Below are 20,905 nucleotides of genomic sequence, written 5' to 3' on the forward strand. Positions count from 1 at the left end.
CGGTCCGGGATCCAGGGGAGGGCGAGATGCAGAAGCTGTACTACGCGAGCGGATTCGTGCTGCTGGGCGACGAGGTGTGCTCGGCGGTCGTCGAGTACGCGCAGGCGCTGGCGAACGTGGGGAAGTCGGACCTGGTCGTGGTGCCGTCGCTCTCGGACGAGGGGCTGCGAGGCGAGACCCGTCTCCTGGTCGGACCGGCCAGCCAGCTCTTCACCAGCCCGGCGCTCGACCGCGGCGTCGACCTCGACGATCCGGAGGCGGTGGAGTCGATGCGCGAGAAGACCCGACGGCTCCAGCCCGCGCGGCCGACCGTGCAGCCGCGCGGCGAGGGCGACGACAGCGAGGACGACGGCGGGACCGACTACCTCTGACGCCTCAGGTGTCGAGCGTGGTGCTGGGGCGCTCGCCGAAGCGGTGGGCGTACGAGGCCGAGAACCGGCCGAGGTGCGCGAAGCCCCAGCGCCGTGCGACCTCGCTGACGCTGACGACTCCGGACTCGCCCGCCCGCAGCTCCTTCTGCACGCCGTCCAGCCGGATCCGCCGCAGGTAGTCGACCGCGGTGAAGCCGAACTCGCGCCGGAACTCGGTCTGCAGCGCCCGCAGGCCGATGCCCGCCGCGTCGGCGATCTGCTCGGTCCGGAGCGGCTCGTGGGCGTGCTCGTACATGTACTCGATCGCCTGGCGGAGGCGCCCCGAGCGGGGTACTCGGAGGTCGCCGGGGGTGTCCAGCGTCGAGTGCGGGAAGGTCTCGAGCAGGGCGACGGCGACCGCGCGGTCGGCCTCGCGGCGCAGCAGCGGCGAGCTGTCGGCGTCGTAGATCACCCGAGCGACCGTCGCGACGGTCGCCGACCAGCGCCGCAGCGCCGCGCCCTCGGGCCGTGAGGTCGTGTCGAAGAGGAGGGGGCCGCGGGTGCCCTCGACCTCCTCCGCGATGCCCTCGAGGTACGCGCCGTCGAAGTGGATGAGGTTCTGGCGGTAGTCGTGGAACTCGAACCGGCTGGGGCGGTCGTTGACGAAGATCGCCGGCTTCCCGAATCCGAGGGTCACCGCGTCGCCGTCGAGATCGGTGACGCCCGCGCCGGCGGTCAGCCACGAGACGACGTACTCGCCCTCGGTCTGGATCGAGCCCTGCACGGAGCCGGCGAACTGGCTGCCGCGGAGCGTCACATCGCCGTCGCCGACGGAGGTGTAGCGGTACGAGAAGTCCTCGCCGGGCTCGACGACGAAGCGGTGCCCGTTGTACGACTGCTCGAAGAGGGCCCGCGCCTGCTCGATGTCACGCCCTCCGATGTCGGAGCGCATGACCTCGTCCTTCTCGTTCATCCCGATCAGGGTTGCACGAGGAGCGCTCCTCACCGCGTGCCCCGAACGGGGAATTCGTTAAGCGGATAAACCAGTCGCGGGTCCGGCGGCGCGGGTCATGGCCTGGACGGTCGCCGCCTGGAACTGCGTGAGCAGCACCACGGTGTGCCGCGCTCCGGCTTCCACGGCGAGCGAGAAGGTGGCGCCGGCCGGAGTGGCCCGCCAGGAGCGGATGTCGCGGGTGCCGACGCGGGTCGAGTCGCCGGTGCCGGCGCTCCGCAGCACCAGGGAGTCGGGCAGCACGCAGAGCGCGCCCGTCACACCGTCGACAGTGGAGGAGCACTCGAAGCCCGCGTCGTCGTGCCCCGCACCGGCGAGCTCGACGAAGTCGGTGACCTCCATCGGCTCGTCGTCGTCGCGCCTGGACACGGCGCGCTCAGGCAGCGTGCGTGAGCCCGGAGGACTCGGGCTGCTGCGCCGGCTCGGTGACGATCCGCAGGCCCCGGCCGCTGTTGGCCTCCTCCATCAGTGCGCGCACCCAGGTGGCGTTGATCGCCGGCATGCGGCTTCCGTGGAACGAGAACTGGAGGGGGATGGTCGGGTGCAGCCAGAGCGTCTGGCGTCCGGTGCCGTGCGCGCTCGAGGCGTCGAGCTGGAAGGCGAACGCCTCGTCGCGGCGGAACTTGTTGATCATGACGATCTGGAGGTGCGCGAGCGCGCGGTCGTCGATCTCATGCGAGGTGGGGGGAGTGCCGTAGAGGAGAGCGCCCATGGTGCGTGCCGCCGTTCTGTGCTGTGTCGCGGGTGCCGGCCGCGACGGTGGGGTGCGCCGGCGAGTGCCGCCGGGAGGGGGAGTGCGAGATGGTGGGGGGTGTTCGTGGGGAGCAGGACCCGGGGTGTGCTGTGCCGCCGAGTCGAGTGTCCGGAGTGTCGATCGGGGGTGCCGGGCTCCGGGATGTCGAGCCCGGATGCCGTCGCGCCGAGCCGTCGATCCCCGCTGACGCCTGCTCTGCAGGCCCGTGGAGTCGGACGGTCGGGCCGTCCCTCCGGCTGTTCTCCGAAAGTACGCCCCTCGTTCGGAGCGCACGTGCCGCTATCCGGAATGCGAAGCAGTGGCCCCGGCCGCCGGGCGGACTCCCAGCCGGGCGACTCCGAGGCTCAGTTGCGGGGTGCCGCCGGTGGGCGGTGCGGCTGCGTCGAGACGGCGCGCTCGTGCGCGAGACGCCGCCTCGGCGGTGGTGTCCCGGCGAGACGGCGGTGTCTCGGCGTGTGCGGCCGGGAGGGGGAGGAGCGCTTCTGAGCGAGTCGTCACGCCGCCGTCTCGGCGCTCAGAAGGCGTAGCGGACGCGGCAGTAGGGGAGGCGCTCGGCGAGGAGGGCGCGGAAGCGGTCGAGGGCCGCGCGCTTGAGGTCGCGTCGGTAGCGGATGTTGACGGCGCCGTTCTCGGAGACCTTCTGCTCCTGGCGTCCCGGCTGCCAGAGCAGCGACTCCGCCTTGGGGTGCCAGCCGAGGTTCACCTCGTGCAGGCCCTCGTTGTGGGTGAGGAGGATCACCTCGGCCGCGAGCTGCGCCTTCGCCCGCGGGTGGAGGGCGGCGTCGAGCTGGTCGAAGAGCTCGGTCCAGTCCTGCTGCCAGGTCTCGGTGAGGATCACGGGCGAGAAGTTGACGTGCACCTCGTAGCCGGCGTCGACGAAGTCGTTGATCGCCGCGATCCGCTCGGCCATCGGCGAGGTGCGGATGTCGGTGACCTTCGCCGTCTCGGCGGGCATCAGCGAGAACCGGATGCGCGTGCGCCCGAGCGGGTCCCACTCGAGGAGCTCGCGGTTGACGTACTTGGTCGCGAAGGACGCCTTGGCGGTGGGCGACATCCGGAACAGCTCGCAGAGGTCGCGGACGTTCTCGCTCAGCAGCGCGTCGACGGAGCAGTCGCTGTTCTCGCCGATGTCGTAGACCCAGGCCTCCGGGTCGCGCTGGTTCGCCTCGGCCTTGGGGCCCTGCTTGGCGATGTGCCGGGCGAGGTGGCGCTGGATCTGCTCGATGTTCGTGAAGAGCGTGATCGGGTTGCTGTAGCCCTTCCTCCGCGGCACGTAGCAGTAGACGCACGCCATGGCGCAGCCGTTGGCGGTGGAGGGGGCGATGAAGTCGGCCGAGCGGCCGTTCGGGCGCGTGACGAGCGACTTCTTCACCCCGAGCACGAGCGCCTCCGTCTTGATGCGCACCCAGCGCGCGACGTTCGCCTCGTCGCCGTGCACCTCCGGGATCAGCCAGTGCGACTCGACGGGAACGATCTCGGCGCCCGGCCAGCGCGCCACGACCTCCTGCCCGCGGGGCAGCTCGAGCGCGGCCGGCTCGGCGTAGATCCGCCGGATGTCGAGCAGGCGCCGCTCGCGGACCTGCGCGGACGCGGGGCTCGGAGCGGTGTCGGACATGAGTCCGTTCTACCGGCGACCACCGACATCCGCGGGGGCGGGGCCGTCGCCCGGCGCGCAGGTCCTGCGCCCGCCTGCAGGCACCGTTCCGCCGCTCCCTCAGGATGGAGGCATGCCCTCCTCCGCCGACCGCTTCCGCCGCGCCGCCGTCGAGCTCGCGCAGACCTCCGAGCGGCAGGTCGAGTGGGCGCTCGCCGTCGCGGAGGATGCGCGCCTCCTCGCCCTGATCGACGAGCTGCCCGCGCAGCACCGGCAGCCGTCCCTGCTCTTCTCGGTCGCGCGGCTGCTCGGCGTGCCCGACGTCGACGGCGCCGGATTCGCCGCGTGGCTCCGGAGCGAATGGGCGCGGGTGGCGCCGGTGGCGGCGGAGCGGAGGACGCAGACCAACGAGGCGCTGCGGTGCGCGCCCCTGGTCGCGGCGCTGGAGCGGATCACGGAGCCCGGTGAGCCGGTGGCGCTCGTCGAGATCGGCGCCTCCGCAGGGCTCTGCCTGGCGCCGGAGCGGTACTCCTACGCCTTCACGGCGAGCGACGGCGAGGCGAGGCTCGGGTCGGGCGCGCCTCTGCTGCGGTGCGCGGTGAGCGGAGGCGCGGCGCCGGCGCGGCTGCCGGTCGTCGCGTGGCGCCGGGGGCTCGATCTGGCGCCGCTCGACGTCCGCTCGCCCGAGGACGTCGCCTGGCTGGAGGCACTGCTCCCGCCCGACCGTCCGGAGCGGACCGCGCGGCTCCGCTCGGCCGTGGAGACTCTGCAGGACGACCCGCCCACGATCGTCGCGGGCGATGCGGCCGCCGAGCTGCCCGCCCTGCTCGACGCGGTGCCGCCGGGTCTGCGGACGGTCGTCGTCTCGCTCGGGACCCTGGTCTACCTTCCGTGGGCCGCGCGCGAGAGCGTCCTGGCGACGGTCGCCGATCGCGGCGCGAGCCTGGTGACGCTCGAGGCGGAGGCGCTGCTCCCGCACCTCGTCGCCGCGCGCGGGGACCGCACGGCTCCCGAGCCGACCCCGTTCCTGCTCGCCGCCGACGGCGTCCCGCTCGCGAGCGCGGCCGCCCACGGCGGCACCCTCTCCTGGCTGGCCTGAGGCGCGCTCCCGCGCCGTGTGCGGGGTGCCCGAAGCCCGGGAGGTGCCCGGTGCCCAGTGCCCGCTCCGCCCCGGCGCTCGACCCGCGCCCACTGTTCAAGAGTTGTCGCACTCAGCGTCGAGTGCGACGACTCCTGGACTCTCGCGGAGGAGCGAGCGTCGAAGCCCGAAGCCCGAAGCCCGAAGCCCAACGCGCAGCGACCAGCGCTCTGAGCTCAGGCGCTCGGCCCGATCGTCCGCCCACTGTTCACGAGTTGTCGCACTCGGCGTCGAGTGCGACAACTCCTGGACTCTCGCGGAGGGGAGGACGGCCGAGCGCAGGACTCAGAGCTCAGAGCCAGAGCTCAGAGCGTCCAGCGTCCAGCGCCCAGCGTCCAGCGCCCAGCGCCCTACAGCCCGTCGACCACGAGCTGCATCGCGCGCGGGACGTACGAGGTGTTCGTCGTCGGGTCCCAGCCCACGAGCGCGACCGCGTCGCCGCCGACGCGCGCGGTGATGCCCACGAGCGAGAACGGCTTGCCGCCCACGGCTCCGGACACCTTCCAGCCGAGCGTCTCGTCGGCGCCGGTCAGCGTCTGCTCGGTGCGCTCGACGGTCGTCTCGACCGGCACGCCCTGCATCGCGAAGAGCGTCGAGCCGGAGGCGCAGCGCGTGGTCGCGTCGGTGGCGCTCGCGAGGAGCGAGGCGGCCGCGTCGGCGGTGCCGGTGCTCGACACGACGGCGGTCATGGAGCGGTCGGCGCTGGTGCCGTACGAGAGTCCGGCGGCGGGCTGCGCGGTGTCCCAGCCCAGGCCGAACGGCGAGAGGCAGCTCGCGTCGGTCGCGGTGAGGCCGGGGTAGATCGAGTCGAGCATCTCCTGGATGCTCGCGTACTCGCCGGGCACGAACTGCACGCCGGTCAGCACGGCGGCCACCTGCTCGCTGGTCTTCTGAGCGGTGTCGGCGGCAGGGGCGGCGGCCGTCGCGGTGGCGGACGGGGCGGCCGACGACGAGGGGAGCGTCGGAGTGAACGGGCGGAGGGTCGATCCGCTCGTCGCGGTCCCCGCGCAGCCCGAGAGGGCGAGCAGCAGCGCGCCTCCCATCAGAGTCGTGCGCAGCAGTGTCTTGGACATCATGTCTCCCCCTTCGCCCGCCGGCGCCGCACCGGGGCGCCTGAGGCTAGCAGAGCCCCGCGTCCCGGAGGAGGCCCGGCGCCGCCCGCAGGACGGAGGCGGCCCGGTGGCACCCGTAGACCGGAGGCGGTCCGGCAGCGCGTGCGGATCGGAGTCGGCCCGGCCCCACTCGCACAACGGAGCCCGGAACTCCGAGCCCACGCCTCCGACGGCCGCTCCCGCCGCCTCCGCTCCGCCGCTCAGATCTCCGTGTGCCCGAGCTCGGCTCCCGCGAGCAGGCGGATCTCCGGCTCGGCGATGCCCTCCAGCTCCAGCACCACGACGCGGTTGCGGCCGGCGCGGGTGACCGGCGAGGGGACGATCAGCGTCCGCTGCGGTCCGCGGCGCCAGTAGCGCCCGAGGAGGAAGCCGTTCACCCAGACCAGTCCCTTGCCCCAGTGCAGCGTGTCCACGTAGAGGTCGGCCTGCTCGTCGAGATCGAACGAGCCGGAGGCGAGCTGCGGTCCGGCCGAGAACGCCGGCGCCGCGACGGCCAGGTCGGGGAGGCACTCCAGCGCGAGGGCACGCGCCGCCCAGCCGGTCAGCGGGGCGCCGTCGAGCGTCACGCCTCCGATCAGGCCCTTGTGCTCGCCGATGCGTGTGCCGTAATTCACCCGGCCCTGGTTCTCGACCAGGATCGCGAGCTCGCCGCGTCCGCTCGGCAGAGTCAGCGCCCGCTCGTGGTGGTCGCGCGCCAGCACGCCCACCGGCACGCCGTCCAGCAGCACCCAGGCGCGGTCGCGCACCTCCTCGCCCACCACGAGGCGGGCCGGAGCGGAGGAGCCGTCGAGCGTCGTCGTGAAGAGCACGAAGCCGTCGTCGTGGCCGAGGTCGTCGAAGCTGGCCATCGCGTCGAGGTGCGCGGCCGGTCCGAACGCCTGGCCGAGGCCGAGGAGCGCCGGGCCGGGGACGAGCGGAGCGGTCAGGGCGGGGGCCGGCGGGCGCACCGCGGGCACCTCCTCCGGCACCGGCGCGTAGCGCGCGATGACGTCGCGGAACGCCCAGAACTTCGCGGTCGGGTCGCCGCCCTCGTCGAGCGGGGCGTCGTAGTCGTAGCTCGTCGTGATCGCGGCGTAGCGGCCCTTGTCGTTCGCGCCGCTGGTCAGGCCGAAGTTGGTGCCGCCGTGGAACATGTAGATGTTGACCGAGCCGCCGGCCGCGAGCAGGGTGTCGAGCTCCTGGGCGGAGGCGTCGGCGTCCGTCGTGTGGTGCTGGGTGCCCCAGTCGTCGAACCAGCCGCACCAGAACTCCATGCACATCAGCGGCCCGGTGGGCTGGAACTCGCGCAGCGTCGCGAGGCGCTCCGTGGTCCGCGAGCCGAACGACCCGGTGAGGTGCAGGCCCGGCAGGCTGCCGTCGGCGAGCATCTGCGGAGTGGGCTGGTCGATGGTGGTCAGCGGCACCGTGATGCCGGAGTCGCGGGTCACCCGCACGAGCTCGGCCAGGTACTCCTTGTCGGAGCCGTACGCGCCGTACTCGTTCTCGATCTGCACGAGGACCACGGGCCCGCCGGCATCGATCTGGCGCGGAGCCACGATCGAGTACACGCGGCGCAGGTAGTCGCTGACCGCGGCGAGGTAGTTCGGCTCCGAGCGGCGCACGCCCACCTCGGGGTCGCGGAACAGCCAGGCCGGGAGGGCGCCGTTGTCCCACTCCGCGCAGATGTAGGGGCCGGGGCGCACGATCGCGTGCATGCCCTCGGCGGCGATCAGGTCGAGGAAGCGGCCCAGGTCGAGCCCGGCGTCCTCGCGCCACTCGCCGCGGCGCGGCTCGTGCGCGTTCCAGGCGACGTAGGTCTCGATGGTGTTCAGGCCCATCAGGCGGGCCTTGCGGATCCGGTCGGCCCAGAGGTCCGGGTGGATGCGGAAGTAGTGCAGCGCCCCCGACAGGATGCGGTGCGGGCGGCCGTCGAGCTCGAAGTCGGCGGTGCCGATGGCGAAGCGGCTCTCGGGAGCGGTGGTCATCTGGATCCCCCTCAGGATCGGTGCCCGGAGTGTCCGAGCGTGAGAACGACGCGGGGCCGACCGGAGCGATCCGGCCGGCCCCGCGTCGAGCAGTGGTGCTACTCCGAGACGGTGAAGCCCTGCGCGTTGCCGTACTGGACGAGCTTGCTCTGCCAGTCGGCGAGGCCCTGGTCGAGGCTGGTGCCGTTGGCGTACGCCTGGCCGACGGTGTCGCCGAAGACGCTGTTCGCGTAGACCTGGTAGGGCAGGTACGACCAGCCGGAGCGGACGTCCTTCGAGGCCTGGGTCAGCACCTCGTTGATCTTCTGGCCGCCGAAGTACTCCGACTCCTGACCGGTGAAGTCCGAGCTGTCGAGGTCGGCCGTGGTCGACGGGAATCCGCCGCTCTGCAGGAAGACGTCGACCGAGGCCTGGTCGCTGTTCAGCCAGCGCAGGAACGCGGCGGCCAGCGCCGGGTTCTCGCTCTGCTTGGTGACGGACTGGCCGCCACCGCCGTTCTCGGCGCTGACGGCGGTGCCGTCGTAGGTCGGGATCGGCGCGACGGCCCAGTCGCCGGAGGCGTCGGGGACGCTGGACTCCAGCACGCCGGGCATCCAGGCGCCGGTCACCAGCGAGGCGATGGAGCCGTCGGCGAGGCCCTTGTACCACTCGTCGCCCCAGGCGGGGGTGTCCGAGAGCAGCTTCTTCTCGACGAGCTGGTTCCAGACGCCGGTCCACTTGGCGGTGCCCTCGTCGGCGAGGTCGATCTTCACGTCCGTGCCGTCGGTGGTGAACGGCTCGCCGCCCGCCTGCCAGATCATGCTGGTCGCGAAGCCGGCGTCGCCGGTGTCGGCGGTGATGTACTTCGACGGGTCGGCGGTGTGCAGCTTCTCGGCCGCGGCGACGTACTCGTCCCAGGTGGCGGGGACGGCGATGCCGTACTGGTCGAAGACGGTCTTGTTGTAGAACAGCGCCATGGGGCCCGAGTCCTGCGGGAGTCCGACGAGCTTGCCGTCGATGTTGACGCTGCCCCAGGTGGAGGCGGAGTACTTGTCCTCGAGGTCGCCCATGCCGTACTGCGACAGGTCGAGGAGCGAGTCCGACAGCGCGAACTGCGGCATGGCGTAGTACTCGATCTGGACGACGTCGGGGGCGCCCGAGCCGGCCTTGATCGCGTTCTCGAGCTTGGTGTACTCGTCCTTGTTGGTGCCGGCGTTGACGAGCTCGACGTCGACCTTGGGGTAGGCCTTCTCGAACGCGGCGACCTGCGCCTCGGCGCTGGGGGTCCAGCTCCAGTACGTGATCTTGCCACCGGCCTCGAGGGCGGAGTCGAGGTCGGCGGCGGAGCCGGCGCTCGTGGTCGTGCCGCCACCGGAGGTGGACGAGCAGGCCGCGAGGGAGCCGGCGGCCAGGGCCGCGACGGCCGCGACCGTCAGGGTCCGCCTGAGGGCGGAACGGGCGATCTTCATGGTGGTGTTTCCCTTCACTTCTTCGTGCTGCGGGTGCTGTGGACGGGGCAGGACGCTCCGGCCGGGGGATGGGTAGGGGGAGGGCTCAGCCCTTGACGCTGCCGGCGCTCAGGCCGGACTGCCAGAAGCGCTGGAGTCCGAGGAAGGCGACGACGATGGGGATGATCGTGAGGAGCGAGCCCGTGATCACGAGGTTGTAGATCGGCTGCGCGCTGACGCCGGTGGCCTGCGCGTTCCACTGGTTGAGGCCGACGGTGAGCGGGTACCAGGTGGGGTCGCTCAGCATGATCAGCGGGAGGAAGTAGTTGTTCCAGGTCGCGACGACCGAGAACAGCAGCACGGTCACGATGCCGGGGGCGAGGAGGCGGATGGAGATGGTGAAGAAGGTGCGGAACTCGCCCGCCCCGTCCATCCGCGCCGCTTCGAGCAGCTCGGTGGGCACCGACTCCACCGCGTAGACCCACACCAGGTACAGGCCGAACGGGCTGATCAGCGAGGGGATGATGATCGCCCACGGGGTGTTGGTCAGGCCGAGCTGGCTGAACATGAGGAACGTCGGGACGGCGAGGGCCGTGCCGGGGACCGCGATCGCTCCGAGCACCACGGCGAAGACCGCCTTGCGACCCGTGAAGCGGAACTTCGCGAGGCCGTAGCCGGCGAGCGTGGCCAGGAGCGTCGCTCCTCCGGCGCCGACGACGACGTAGAGCAGGGTGTTGCCGAGCCAGCGGAGGAAGATCCCGTCGCGGTAGCTGAGGGTGTCGGCGATGTTCTGGAAGAAGACGAAGTCGCCGTCGAACCAGAGGCCGAAGCTCGAGAGCAGGCCGGCCTGCGTCTTCGTCGCGTTGATGACCAGCCAGGCCAGCGGCACGAGGCTGTAGAGGATGAAGACCGACATCAGCAGGGTGAAGGCGATCGACTTCTTGGGCTGCACCGAGGAGCCGCGGCGGGCGGCCGGGCGCTTCGGGGCGCGGGCGGGCGTCCGGGGAGCGGTCGCGAGGGCCATCAGTTCTCCTTCCGCGCGCCGCGGAGCTGCACGACGTAGGCGATCACCGCGGTGATCACGCCCATGACGATGGCGACCGTGGCCGACGCGTTGTACTGCTGACCGGCGAAGGACAGGTTGTAGGCGTACATGTTCGGGGTGAAGTAGGTGGTGATGATGTTCGGCGCCAGCGTCCGGAGGATGTTCGGCTCGTTGAACAGCTGGAAGCTGCCAATGATCGAGAAGATCGTGGCGATGACGATCGCGCCGCGCAGGGCGGGCAGCTTGATCGAGCGGATGACGCGCATCGGGCCGGCGCCGTCGATCTCGGCCGCCTCGTAGAGCTCGCCGGGGATCGTCTTCAGCGCGGAGTAGAAGATGAGCATGTTGTAGCCCACGAACTCCCACGTGACGATGTTGCCGATCGAGGCGAGGATCCAGTCGCGCGAGAAGGGCTGGACGACGTCGGAGCCGAGCAGGTCGTTGACGTTCGCGGCCAGGCCGAAGTTGTCGCCGTAGATGAAGCCCCACATCAGCACCGCGACGACCGCGGGGACGGCGTAGGGGAGGAAGACCACGATGCGGAAGAAGCCGGTGCCGTGGAGGCGCCCGCTGTCGATCGCGAGGGCCGCGACGAGGGCCAGCACGAGCATCACGGGGACCTGCACGACGAGGAACAGCAGGACGCGGCCGAAGCCCTCCCAGAAGTTCGGGTCGGTGAAGATCGCGGCGTAGTTCGCGAAGCCGACGAAGGAGTTGCCGCCCACCAGCTGCTCGCGGAAGAGGCTGAGGTAGATCGAGTAGACGACCGGGGCGATGAAGACCAGGAGGAAGACGACGAGGAAGGGGGCGACGAACGCCAGGCCCTTCCACTCGCTCTTCGCCCGCGACTTCGGGGCCGCGAGGGGGGACGCCGGAGGGGCGACCTCGCTCAGCGGGACGGGGGGAGACGTCGTCGTCATGGGATTCCGTTCGGGGAGTAGTGCGGGCCCGTCATGTTCACGTCAACATGGCAGAGCGTCACCGTAGCATGTCCACGTCGCCACCCGCGACTGTTCCTGCGTCACGGTTCGGCGCACGATGCACCACGGCTGACGGGCGGCGCGCTATAAAGGGAAGCCCATGTCACTCGAGACCGACCGCCCGTCCCCGTCCACCCGGCCGCGACGCGGCGTCTCGATGGCCGACGTGGCCCGGCGCGCGAACGTCTCGGGCCAGACGGTCTCGCGGGTGTCGAACGGCAAGCAGAACGTCGACGGCGAGACGCGCGAGCGGGTCCTCGAGGCGATGCGGGCCCTCGGCTACCGGCCCAACAGCGCGGCGCGGGCCCTGCGGACGGGCCGCTTCCACAGCATCGGCGTGATCATGTTCACGCTGTCCTCGTTCGGCAACATGCGCACCCTCGACGCCATCGCGATCGCGGCCGCCGACGCGGGCTACTCGATCACCCTCATCCCCGTCTCCCACCCCACCCAGGGCGAGGTGTCGGTCGCGTTCCACCGGCTGAGCGAGGAGGCGGTCGACGGCGTCATCATCATCGTCGAGGCGCACCTGCTCGACGAGGCCGACATCGTCCTCCCGCCGGACCTGCCCGTGGTGGTCGTCGACTCCGCCGGCGGCGAGAAGTACCCGGTGGTCGACACCGACCAGATGTCGGGCGCCCGCCAGGCCGTCGAGCACCTGCTCGGACTCGGACACCGCACCGTGCACCACATCGCCGGCCCCGACCGCTCCTACTCCGCCGAGCGCCGCCACGAGGCGTGGGAGTCGACCCTGATCGAGCGCGGCGCCCCGGTGCCGGAGGTGCTGGTCGGCGACTGGTCCACCGACTCCGGCTACCGCCTCGGCAAGCAGCTCGCCGCCGATCCGGAGGTCACCGCGATCTTCGCCGCCAACGACCAGATGGCGCTCGGCGTGCTGCGCGCCCTGCACGAGGCCGGACGCGCCGTGCCCGGCGAGGTGAGCGTCGCGGGCTTCGACGACATGCAGGAGTCGGCGAGCTTCTGGCCGCCGCTGACGACGGTGCGCCAGTTCTTCGGGGACACGGGCCGCCGCTCGGTCGACATCCTCCTGCGCGAGCTCGAGTCGGGCGAGCGCACCGGCGTCTCGCTCGTGCCGACCCGCCTCATCGTCCGCGAGAGCACCGGCCCGGCCCCCGCCGCCTGACGCTTCCGCGGAGCCGGCCCGCGGAGCCCGCCCGCCCTTCACGCTGATCGAGGAGCCGGCCCCGCCTCCGTATCGAGATCCCCTGCACCGGACCCCCTCTGCCGCACCCACGCCCCTCCCCGTGCCCGCTCGACCGCGGCGCTCGCGATACTGTGAGCCCTCTCACCCCGGACCTCCAAGGAGACGCACATGTCGGTCGGCCTGCTCGCGGTTGTCGATGACATCCTCACCGCCGCCCTGAAGGCGAGCGCCAAGACGGCGGGCGTCGTGATCGACGACGCGGCCGTCACCCCGCAGTACGTGCAGGGCCTCACGCCCGCGCGGGAGCTGCCGGTGGTCGGGCGGATCGCGCTGGGGAGCCTGTTCAACAAGTTCGTCATCATCATCCCGCTGGCGCTGCTGCTCTCGGCGTTCGCGCCGCAGGTGCTGCCGTACCTGCTCATCCTCGGCGGCGCGTTCCTCTGCTTCGAGGGGGCGGAGAAGGTGCTCGAGTGGTTCGGCGTCTCGCACGGCGGCCACGAGACGGAGGCGCGCGACGAGAAGAAGCTCGTCTTCGGCGCCATCCGCACCGACCTCATCCTGAGCACCGAGATCATGCTGATCGCGCTCGACGGCCTCGACCCCGACTTCGGGATCTGGCCCACGCTCGGCGCGCTCCTGGTCGTCGGGCTCGGGATGACCGTGCTCGTCTACGGCGCCGTCGCGCTGCTCGTGAAGATCGACGACGTGGGCCTGCGCCTGATGAAGAACGCGGCCCGCGGCGTGCGGCGCACCGGGGCGAGGATCGTCGCGTCGATGCCGGTCGTGTTCCGCGCGATCAGCATCATCGGGACGCTCGCCATGCTCTGGGTCGGCGGGCACCTCGTCGTCGCGAACCTCGCCGAGACGGTGTGGCACGGTCCGTACGACCTCGTGCACGTCGTCACCCACGCGGTCGAGGGCGCGGGCCCGGTCGTCGTGTGGCTGGCCGACACCTTCGTCTCGATGATCTTCGGCCTCGTGCTGGGTCTGGTCATCGCGGCCGTCGTGATGGGCGTCTCGCGCCTGCGCTCCCGCGACGAGACGGCCGCGGGGCACTGAGCGGGGTCTCGATACTCCGCGTGCCGCGGCTGGTCGACCGGCATGGGGGTGCGCGGTCGCTCCACCGGCGCGGAGGTGTGCGGCCGCCCGACCGGCACGGATCCATGCTGATCGAGTAGCCCGCGCCGCGGGCGCATCGGGATCCCGCGACGTGCCGCCCCCGCAGCGCCGCTCCCGATGAACGACGGACCGCCCCCGTCCCCGGAGGGGCGGAGGCGGTCCGTGTCAAAGGGGGCGTCAGCAGCTGCGGGCCGCGTACGCTCCCGTCGCCACCGAGGTGACCTGCTTGCCGTCGACCGTGCCCGTCGCGGTGACGGTGGCCTGGCCGGCCGGCACCGAGGCCGCGCGCGTGGTGAACGCGGCGCTGCCGCTCGCGCCGGGCGCGACTCCGGTGACCTGCTTCGACCCGGAGGGCGTCGCGATGGTCATCGAGACCGGCACGCCGGACTCGTTCTTCGCCGCGACGGTGAGCGTCACCTTGCCGGCGATGCAGCGGGTGGTCGCCGTGACCGCGACCGCGAGGGCGGCGGGCGCCTTCAGGGTCACCGTCACCGTCGTGGTCGAGGTGACGGAGCCGTCGGCCGCGCGGACCGCGATGGTCGCGACTCCGCCGTTCGCCGTCGTCGGCTGGGTGATCCGCACGGTGGCCGCCGAGTCGGTCGCCACTGCTCCGATCACCGGCATCGCCGTGCCCTCGACGGTGACCGCGTAGGAGGTGCGGGCCGGGTCGAACCCGGCGATGCCGGCTCCTCCGACGCGCAGGGCGCCCAGGGTGGCGACCGCGGCGGGCGAGGCGACCGACTCGTAGAGCTTGGTCTCGGCCACGATCAGGTGCGTGTTGTCGTAGGCGTTCATCACGACGCGGAAGGCCTTGGCCGTGACGGGCGCGAACGACGCGACCAGGGTCGGAGCCGTTCCGCCGGCCGGCGACGCGAGGGCCACGGCCGACTCGTAGCCGGGGACCGCGGTCCAGGTCGTGCTGTCGGCGGCCTGGTACTGCAGCTGGTAGGTCTGCGCCCAGCTGGTGCCGCCGTCGGCGAGGAACTGCACCGACACCTTCTCGACCTGGTGGGTCGAGGGGAAGGTGTAGGTCAGCGAGCTCTGCGCGGCCTTGGTGCCGTTGGTCCAGTTCGACCAGCCCTTGTCGCCGTCGACGCCGTTGCGGGTGCGCTCCGGTCCGTAGCCCGACTCCGACGACGACGCGGTCGCGACGATGCCGGCGTCCGGGTTGAAGTTGCGGAGCGTGCCCGTGGTGACGAGCACCGTGAGCGTGGCGGGGAGCGTCGCGCCGTCGGCGGTCGCCGTTCCCGAGACCGTCACCTGCCCGGCCCGGGCGAGGGAGGCGGTGGTGAGCGGCGTCCAGTCCCAGACGACCGGCACCGGGAAGGTGCTGGCCGAGGCGCCCACGCGGGCGGGGACCGTCGTCGGGGCCGAGGCCTTCACTCCGGCGACCGAGGCGCCCGCGGCGGCCGTGACCGACACGGGGTCGGTCGCGGTCAGTCCGCCGACGTCGACGAGCGCGGTGACCGTGATCGTCTGGCCGTAGAGGTCGGTCGCGGTGCCGGGCACCTCGACGCGGCCGGTCGCGCCGTACGCCGAGTCGGCGGGGCGCTGCCAGGTGACGGCGAGCGGTGCGCCGGCTCCCCAGGAGTACTGCGGGGTGATGCTCGCGGGCAGGGTCGGAGCGACGCCCGCGGTGGTGCGGACGGCGATCGTCTGGCCGGCGGTCGGCGCGAGGTCGCGGAGGGACCACGACTGGTTCGCTCCGCCGTTGGAGGTGTAGACGCCGACCGACGCGTTGTCGGCACTGGAGCCGCCGTTCACGTCGAGCGACTGGGCGATCGACTCGTTGACGAGCGAGAAGTTCACGCCGTCGGTGGTGTTGACGATCCAGCGGGTCGCGGCGGTCGTCTTCGCCGCGTCGACGGACAGCGAGCGCAGGTCGGTGCCGGCGGTCGTGGCTCCGAGCACGCGTCCGTCGCCGTTGACGAGGACGACGCGGCGGGTGGCCTCGCGCTCGCCGGCGGCGACCTCGCGGACCGTCCAGGTCTGCTTGGCGGCCGTGGCGGAATCGGTGGCGAGGCCGGTGATCGTGGTCGCGGCGCCCGAGGGGTTGCCGGTCAGGGCCTTGCCGCTCTGGGTGCCGACCAGCTGGTAGCGGTGGCCGTCGCGCAGGGCGGGGGCGGAGTCGGCGACTCCCGAGACTCCGTCGATCGAGAAGCTCGTGACCGACTTGGCGGGCACGGTGATCGTGGCGGTGCGCGAGATGCGGTCGACGCTCACCGGCGTCTTGGCGACCAGGGCGTTGCTCGTGGGAGCGGCGGCCGAGGAGGCCTTCGTGGTGACGTACGGGGTGACCGTCGCGGTGTCGGCGATGGTGCCGAAGCGGGAGAGGTCGAGCACGACGGTCTTCTCGGTCGCGGTGCTGTTGGTGTGCACGACGGTCGCGCCCGAGCCGTCGCCGCGGACGGCGGCAGTGGAGGAGCTGTCGTTGGACGGCATCAGGTGGTCGCCCTCGTGGATGAACTTGGTGAAGTTCCGGATGGTGTTGAACTTCGAGTTCGTCTCGACGCCGCAGACCGGGGCCTTGGTGGAGTCGCCACCGGCGTCGGCGACGCGGCGGACCGACTTCCAGACCTCGGTTCCGTTCTCCTGGTACGGCTTGCAGTCCAGGTCGATGTAGACGGAGCCCCAGTTGAGGTTCTCGCCCTTGGGCTTGGGCTGCTGCATGTTGTAGTAGTCCTCGACGGGCTGCCAGAGCACCCACGCCTTGGGCTCGAGCTCGCGCAGGTCGTCGTTGATGCGGCCGGCGATGCCGAGGCCGTTCTCCATGTTGGTGGGGTCGAAGCCGGTGACCCAGTTGCCCTCGATCTCGCTCATCCACAGGTCGGTGTCGGCCTGCTTCGCGAGGTCGCGGACCTTGAGGCGGCCCGAGGTGCCGTAGGTGTGGACGTTCATCCGGTCGACCTCGGCGCGGATCGCGGCGGAGTAGGCGGCCCAGTTCGTCGCGAAGATGTCGGGGTTGGTCTCGTCCATCGCGGCGATGCCGGCGTCGGTGGTCGAGGCGTCCAGCACGGCGGCGACGTCGGGGATCAGACCCGCTTGGCGCGTCGGTCCGACGTGCATTCCCTCCTGGCGTCCGCCGGTCGGGACGCCGTTGGAGAGCTGCGTGCCCCAGTAGTTCGTGTTCGGCTCGTTGAAGGGGTCGAGCGTGTCGAACTCGATGCCGTACTCGTCCTCCATGTGCTCGGTGACCTTCACGAGGTACTTCGCGAACTGCTCCTCGGCGGCGGGCTTCAGCTGCTCGCTGTTCGCGTCGAAGCCGCCCGAGACGTAGCCGCTCTCGGTCATGAAGTACGGGGCGGAGTTGGAGAACGCCTCCCAGTGCGAGATCTGCTTCTCCTCGGCGAGCCTCTCGACCCACCAGCGCTGCGTCTCGTCGGCGGTCCAGTCGTAGGAGGCGGGGTCGTCCGCGTTCCACTTGGCCAGGAGCGCGTCGCGGTCGGCGAGCTTCGTGGAGGTGCCGCCGTAGGTCGACGCGTCGCCGGCCGGGTTCGGCTTCCACCAGCCCTCGACGGCGCCGCCCGGGCGGAGGTAGTCCTTCACATCGGAGGCGTTGCCGCCGCCGATGTTGTAGCGGGCGATGTTGAGGTCGAGGCCGCTGTCGCCGAAGACCTTCTGGTAGAGGTCCTCGCGGAGGGCCTCGGGATAGCCGCCGGTCGCGTTCGCGAACCAGACGAGGCTGGTGCCCCAGCCCTCGAACGCCTCACCGGCGGCGGCGGGGTTCGGCGTGATGCGGAACGCGTCCGCGGCCTGAGCGGGGGCCGCTGCGGCGGGGATCGCCAGCAGTGCTCCTGTGGCCAGGGCGGCGCTCGTGGCGAGCGCGGCGACCCTTCTGAAGGACATCGACATTGATGCGGTCTCTCTTTCGCCATCGAAATGCGGGCATGTTCACATGAACGCGCCCTGACGGCCGACTGTACATGTTCACGTCAACAATCGGAAGGTGCTCAGGGGTGGGCGAGGCCCGCAGCGTCGAGAAGCCGGGAGTCGTCGCAGTCGACGCCGAGTGCGACGACTCCTGGAGTGTCGTGGGCATGCGGCGGCGTGCGGCCGCGCGCCGCGACACCCCCGCGCTCAGACGCGGTGCGTCGTCTCCGGGAAGGCCTCGGGCTCGCACTGGATGGTCGCGTGGTCGATGCCGTGGCGCTCGCGGAGGACGGCGAGCACCCGCGAGAGCGCGGTGCGGTAGTCGGCGTCGGGGGCGACGACCACGTGGCCGGTGGCGCTCTCCATGCCCGAGGTGATCGTCCACACGTGCAGGTCGTGCAGCGCGAGCACGCCGGGGACGGCGCAGACGTCGCGCTCGAGCGCTGCGAGGTCGACGTGCGCGGGCGCCGACTCCATGAGGATCCCCAGCGCCTGCCGCGTCAGCGACCAGGTGCGGGGAAGGATCAGCAGCCCGATCAGCACGCCGACGATCGGATCCGCCCACGCCCAGCCGGTGGTGAGCAGCACGATCGCCGCGACGATCACGCCGATCGAGCCGAGTGCGTCGCCGAGCACCTCGAGGGAGGCTCCGCGGAGGGTGATGCTCTCCTTCGCCCCGGCCGACAGCAGGCGCAGGCTCACGAGGTTGACCGCCAGGCCCACGACGGCGGTGATCAGGAGGGGGCCGCCGGGCACCGCGGGCGGCTCGGCGAAGCGGCGGACGGCCTCGACGATCACGAACGCGGCGACCGCGAACAGGAGCAGTCCGTTGGCGAGGGCGGCCAGCACTTCGAGGCGGTAGGAGCCGTAGGTGCGGCCCTTCGCAGCGGGGCGGGCGGCGAGCGAGATCGCGGCGATCGACATCCCGAGCGCCAGCACATCGGTGCCCATGTGCGCGGCGTCCGAGAGCAGCGCGAGCGAGCCCGTCGCGACTCCGACCGCGAACTCGACGACCATGAACGCCGCGGTCAGGACGAAGGCGGCCACGAGCGGACGCCGGTGCCGCGCGGCGGCGGAGCCGGCCGGAACGCCGTGAGAGTGGCCCATCGGCTCCTCCGATCCCTGTTCGTATAAACAGTCTTGCATGCGTTTGGAGCCGAGCGCGAGCGTCCTCAGCCGACCAGCGGGTCCAGCGCCTCGCCGAGGTAGGGCGCCAGGGTCCGGGCGTACGACTCGGTGAGGTGCCCGAGGTCGCGGTACACCTTCACTCCGCCGATCACGAGGGGGCAGCCGCGGTCGTCGCAGAACCAGCGGGTGAGGTCGACGGCGGCGGCGCCCGGCCAGCCCTCGGCGGCGGCGGCCATCAGCTCGCGGTCGGCGAAGGCCTCGTCGAGCGGCACGCTGCAGTCGGCCGCGGAGCCCGGCTCCTCGGCGCAGGCCAGCAGGGAGAGCGAGGGCAGCACCGGATTGTCGCGGATCGCGACCACCGTGGATCCGCGGGCGATCAGCGGCGCCCACGACTCGTGGAACCCGTCGATGCCGGCCTGCTCGTCGGGGGTGCCGGACGCGTCGACGAACACGGACTTCTTCGCGGAGTAGGCGGTGACGACGAGCGCATACGGCTCCTGGCCGGCGAGCTCCTCCTGCAGCTTCCTGTTCCAGACGTCGCAGGAGCGGCGGGAGGAGGCGGAGTCGTCGCGCCGCTCCGCGGTCGAGAAGACGCAGCCCGTCTTGTAGTAGGTGTGCAGGTCCCAGCCGCGCTCCTCCGCGACGCCGCGCAGCGCCGGGAAGAAGGACGCCGCATGCGAGTTGCCGATGAGCAGCACACGGAGGCCGGCGGGATCGCCGAAGCGGCACTCCTTGAGCGCGGTGCCGGAGTTGCCCGTGCTGCACTCGTCGGTGTTCAGCGCGGAGCCGTCCTCCGAGGCGTCGACGGCGGGCAGGCTCGTGGTCCAGGAGTCGGGGCAGGCGTTCGCGAGCGCCGCGGCTCCGACGCAGCCCTCGGTCGAGACGGGGAGGGCGTGCGCGCGGGTGAGGTCGGCGGCGATCGCGGCGTTCGTTCCGGTGAGGCCCGTCGCTCCGACCAGGGCGGCGACGGCCAGCAGGGCCGCCGGGGCGAGCGCGCGGAGGCGGTGCGGGCGCTCGGCGGGGGCGCGGCGGTGGAGGGGGTCCTCGAGGAAGCGCTTCGAGGCGGCGGCCAGGAGGATCGCGGCGGCGATGACGCCCAGGCCCGCCGGAGCGGTCGGGTCCTCGCCGGTGCTCTCGCGCCAGAAGACCAGGAGCGGCCAGTGCCAGAGGTAGATCCCGTAGCTCAGGCCGCCGAGCCACACGAGCGGGCGCAGGGCCAGCAGTCGGCCGACTCCGCGCTCCGGGGCGGGGCCGGTCCCGGCGACGAGCACGAGCACCGCCGAGAGGGTCGGCCAGAGCGCGGCGGTGCCGGGGAACGCGCTCGAGACCTGGAGCACGAATCCGCAGGAGACGACTCCGATCAGCCCCAGCCACCCGGCGACCGTCCGCAGGGCCGCCGGGATCGCCAGTCCCGGGAGCACGAGGGCCGCGAGCGAGCCGAGCCCGAACTCCCATGAGCGGGCGAGGGTGCTGTAGTACGCGGTCGGCTGGTCGATCCCGACCAGCACGACGGAGAACGCGAACGAGAGGACGGTGAGCGCCGCGACGAGCGCCAGCAGCAACCGCGGCAGCTGCGCGCGTCGTCGCAGCAGCACGGCGGCGAGGGTCGCGACGAGCACCAGGGCGAGCCAGATCAGGTAGAACTGCCCCTGCACCGACATCGCCCAGAAGTTCTGCACCGGCGAGTGGAAGTCGTCCTGCGCGAGGTAGTCCACTCCGGCCCGCGCGAGCGCGACGTTCTCGACGTAGAAGGTCGAGGCGAGCACCTCGGTGAAGGTCTGCAGCAGCTGCGAGGGGCGCAGGAGGAGCGGAGCGAGCGCCGCGACGACGACCAGCACCACCGCGGCCGCCGGGAAGAGCCGCGAGGCGAGCCTCCGGAGGAAGGCGATCGGACGCACGCGCCCGAACCGGCGGATCTGGCCGAGGAGGGTGAGGGTCGTGAGGAACCCGGCGATCACGAAGAAGACGTCGACGCCTCCGGAGACGCGGCCCAGCCAGATGTGGAACGTCGCGACCAGGAGGGACGCGACGGCGCGCAGTCCCTCGATCTCGGGCCGGTAGCCGGACGCGTCGGCCTTGCGCACCAGCGCGGACCGGCCGGAGGGGGCGGTGCGGGCGGAGTGGCGGGGCAACGGGTTCCTTCCGTGACGGTCGGCGAAGACGTTGGTCATGCCGGTCGTGGTGCCGAGCATCGAGGCGAAGTTGTAGCCGCCGGCCATGTAGGGCGTCTTGGTGTCGGCGAACCAG

At 71.9% G+C, this 20,905-nt stretch carries 16 protein-coding genes; 4 read left to right on the forward strand and 12 right to left on the reverse strand.

All coding sequences use genetic code 11. The features are described from left to right. Window positions 1-371, forward strand: a 371-nt coding sequence (locus C5C82_RS14790) for a hypothetical protein (RefSeq protein WP_219814851.1), incomplete at its 5' end; no start/stop codon positions are given. Window positions 372-375: 4 nt separating this feature from the next. Here the strand turns inward: C5C82_RS14790 and C5C82_RS14795 are convergent. The 4 genes from C5C82_RS14795 to C5C82_RS14810 all read right to left on the reverse strand — a co-directional run bounded on the left by C5C82_RS14795 (window position 376) and on the right by C5C82_RS14810 (window position 3,731). Continuing rightward, window positions 376-1,323 (reverse strand): AraC family transcriptional regulator, encoded by a 948-nt coding sequence (locus tag C5C82_RS14795; RefSeq protein ID WP_104355289.1) that lies wholly within the window; start codon window positions 1,321-1,323, stop codon window positions 376-378. Between the two features lie 57 nt (window positions 1,324-1,380). After that, window positions 1,381-1,731 (reverse strand): hypothetical protein, encoded by a 351-nt coding sequence (locus tag C5C82_RS14800; RefSeq protein ID WP_104355290.1) that lies wholly within the window; start codon window positions 1,729-1,731, stop codon window positions 1,381-1,383. Between the two features lie 7 nt (window positions 1,732-1,738). Continuing rightward, a complete protein-coding gene (locus C5C82_RS14805; protein WP_104223411.1) occupies window positions 1,739-2,074 on the reverse strand; it encodes an ATP-dependent DNA ligase in 336 nt (111 codons plus the stop codon). A gap of 556 nt (window positions 2,075-2,630) precedes the next feature. Beyond that, entirely contained in the window at window positions 2,631-3,731 is a 1,101-nt protein-coding gene (locus C5C82_RS14810; protein ID WP_104355291.1) for a spore photoproduct lyase family protein, read from the reverse strand. Window positions 3,732-3,843: 112 nt separating this feature from the next. On the opposite strand from C5C82_RS14810, the gene C5C82_RS14815 reads away from it, so the two are divergent. After that, a complete protein-coding gene (locus C5C82_RS14815; RefSeq protein WP_181134455.1) occupies window positions 3,844-4,809 on the forward strand; it encodes a DUF2332 family protein in 966 nt (321 codons plus the stop codon). 389 nt (window positions 4,810-5,198) lie between these two features. On the opposite strand, the gene C5C82_RS14820 is transcribed toward C5C82_RS14815, so the two are convergent. The 5 genes from C5C82_RS14820 to C5C82_RS14840 all read right to left on the reverse strand — a co-directional run bounded on the left by C5C82_RS14820 (window position 5,199) and on the right by C5C82_RS14840 (window position 11,316). After that, window positions 5,199-5,924, reverse strand: coding sequence for a hypothetical protein (locus tag C5C82_RS14820; RefSeq protein ID WP_146086002.1), 726 nt, complete (start codon window positions 5,922-5,924; stop codon window positions 5,199-5,201). A 236-nt stretch (window positions 5,925-6,160) separates the two neighbouring features. Further along, window positions 6,161-7,924: a beta-galactosidase family protein gene (locus C5C82_RS14825; RefSeq protein WP_104267656.1), complete on the reverse strand. Its 1,764-nt coding sequence runs from the start codon at window positions 7,922-7,924 to the stop codon at window positions 6,161-6,163. A gap of 98 nt (window positions 7,925-8,022) precedes the next feature. Next, window positions 8,023-9,372 (reverse strand): sugar ABC transporter substrate-binding protein, encoded by a 1,350-nt coding sequence (locus C5C82_RS14830; RefSeq protein ID WP_104223423.1) that lies wholly within the window; start codon window positions 9,370-9,372, stop codon window positions 8,023-8,025. An 85-nt stretch (window positions 9,373-9,457) separates the two neighbouring features. Next, a complete protein-coding gene (locus tag C5C82_RS14835) occupies window positions 9,458-10,267 on the reverse strand; it encodes a carbohydrate ABC transporter permease (RefSeq protein ID WP_258062773.1) in 810 nt (269 codons plus the stop codon). Window positions 10,268-10,374: 107 nt separating this feature from the next. Further along, window positions 10,375-11,316 (reverse strand): carbohydrate ABC transporter permease, encoded by a 942-nt coding sequence (locus C5C82_RS14840; RefSeq protein WP_104223405.1) that lies wholly within the window; start codon window positions 11,314-11,316, stop codon window positions 10,375-10,377. Window positions 11,317-11,476: 160 nt separating this feature from the next. Between C5C82_RS14840 and C5C82_RS14845 the strand changes: the two genes are divergently transcribed. Further along, on the forward strand, window positions 11,477-12,520 hold the full coding sequence (locus C5C82_RS14845) for a LacI family DNA-binding transcriptional regulator (protein WP_146080948.1): 1,044 nt from the start codon (window positions 11,477-11,479) through the stop codon (window positions 12,518-12,520). Window positions 12,521-12,709: 189 nt separating this feature from the next. After that, window positions 12,710-13,600, forward strand: a complete 891-nt coding sequence (locus tag C5C82_RS14850; protein ID WP_104226356.1) for a DUF808 domain-containing protein — start codon at window positions 12,710-12,712, stop codon at window positions 13,598-13,600. Between the two features lie 237 nt (window positions 13,601-13,837). Here C5C82_RS14850 and C5C82_RS14855 read toward each other — a convergent pair whose 3' ends face one another. From C5C82_RS14855 to C5C82_RS14865, 3 genes are all read right to left on the reverse strand, one after another. Continuing rightward, on the reverse strand, window positions 13,838-17,506 hold the full coding sequence (locus C5C82_RS14855; protein WP_181067849.1) for a glycoside hydrolase: 3,669 nt from the start codon (window positions 17,504-17,506) through the stop codon (window positions 13,838-13,840). A 231-nt stretch (window positions 17,507-17,737) separates the two neighbouring features. Then, window positions 17,738-18,637: a cation diffusion facilitator family transporter gene (locus C5C82_RS14860; RefSeq protein ID WP_104226358.1), complete on the reverse strand. Its 900-nt coding sequence runs from the start codon at window positions 18,635-18,637 to the stop codon at window positions 17,738-17,740. Between the two features lie 65 nt (window positions 18,638-18,702). Further along, window positions 18,703-20,905, reverse strand: a 2,203-nt coding sequence (locus C5C82_RS14865; protein ID WP_146086003.1) for an acyltransferase family protein, incomplete at its 5' end; no start/stop codon positions are given.

The sequence above is a fragment of the Rathayibacter sp. AY1D5 genome, assembly GCF_002932515.1.
Classification (GTDB): domain Bacteria; phylum Actinomycetota; class Actinomycetes; order Actinomycetales; family Microbacteriaceae; genus Rathayibacter.

What these genes read in the sequence shown, in the direction of transcription:
- C5C82_RS14855 (WP_181067849.1), bottom strand. Translation starts at nt 17,506, where the DNA reads ATGTCCTTCAGAAGGGTCGCCGCGCTCGCCACGAGCGCCGCCCTGGCC.
- C5C82_RS14795 (WP_104355289.1), bottom strand. Translation starts at nt 1,323, where the DNA reads ATGAACGAGAAGGACGAGGTCATGCGCTCCGACATCGGAGGGCGTGAC.
- C5C82_RS14805 (WP_104223411.1), bottom strand. Translation starts at nt 2,074, where the DNA reads ATGGGCGCTCTCCTCTACGGCACTCCCCCCACCTCGCATGAGATCGAC.
- C5C82_RS14825 (WP_104267656.1), bottom strand. Translation starts at nt 7,924, where the DNA reads ATGACCACCGCTCCCGAGAGCCGCTTCGCCATCGGCACCGCCGACTTC.
- C5C82_RS14840 (WP_104223405.1), bottom strand. Translation starts at nt 11,316, where the DNA reads ATGACGACGACGTCTCCCCCCGTCCCGCTGAGCGAGGTCGCCCCTCCG.
- C5C82_RS14860 (WP_104226358.1), bottom strand. Translation starts at nt 18,637, where the DNA reads ATGGGCCACTCTCACGGCGTTCCGGCCGGCTCCGCCGCCGCGCGGCAC.
- C5C82_RS14850 (WP_104226356.1), top strand. Translation starts at nt 12,710, where the DNA reads ATGTCGGTCGGCCTGCTCGCGGTTGTCGATGACATCCTCACCGCCGCC.
- C5C82_RS14830 (WP_104223423.1), bottom strand. Translation starts at nt 9,372, where the DNA reads ATGAAGATCGCCCGTTCCGCCCTCAGGCGGACCCTGACGGTCGCGGCC.
- C5C82_RS14845 (WP_146080948.1), top strand. Translation starts at nt 11,477, where the DNA reads ATGTCACTCGAGACCGACCGCCCGTCCCCGTCCACCCGGCCGCGACGC.
- C5C82_RS14835 (WP_258062773.1), bottom strand. Translation starts at nt 10,267, where the DNA reads ATGTCGGTCTTCATCCTCTACAGCCTCGTGCCGCTGGCCTGGCTGGTC.
- C5C82_RS14820 (WP_146086002.1), bottom strand. Translation starts at nt 5,924, where the DNA reads ATGATGTCCAAGACACTGCTGCGCACGACTCTGATGGGAGGCGCGCTG.
- C5C82_RS14815 (WP_181134455.1), top strand. Translation starts at nt 3,844, where the DNA reads ATGCCCTCCTCCGCCGACCGCTTCCGCCGCGCCGCCGTCGAGCTCGCG.
- C5C82_RS14810 (WP_104355291.1), bottom strand. Translation starts at nt 3,731, where the DNA reads ATGTCCGACACCGCTCCGAGCCCCGCGTCCGCGCAGGTCCGCGAGCGG.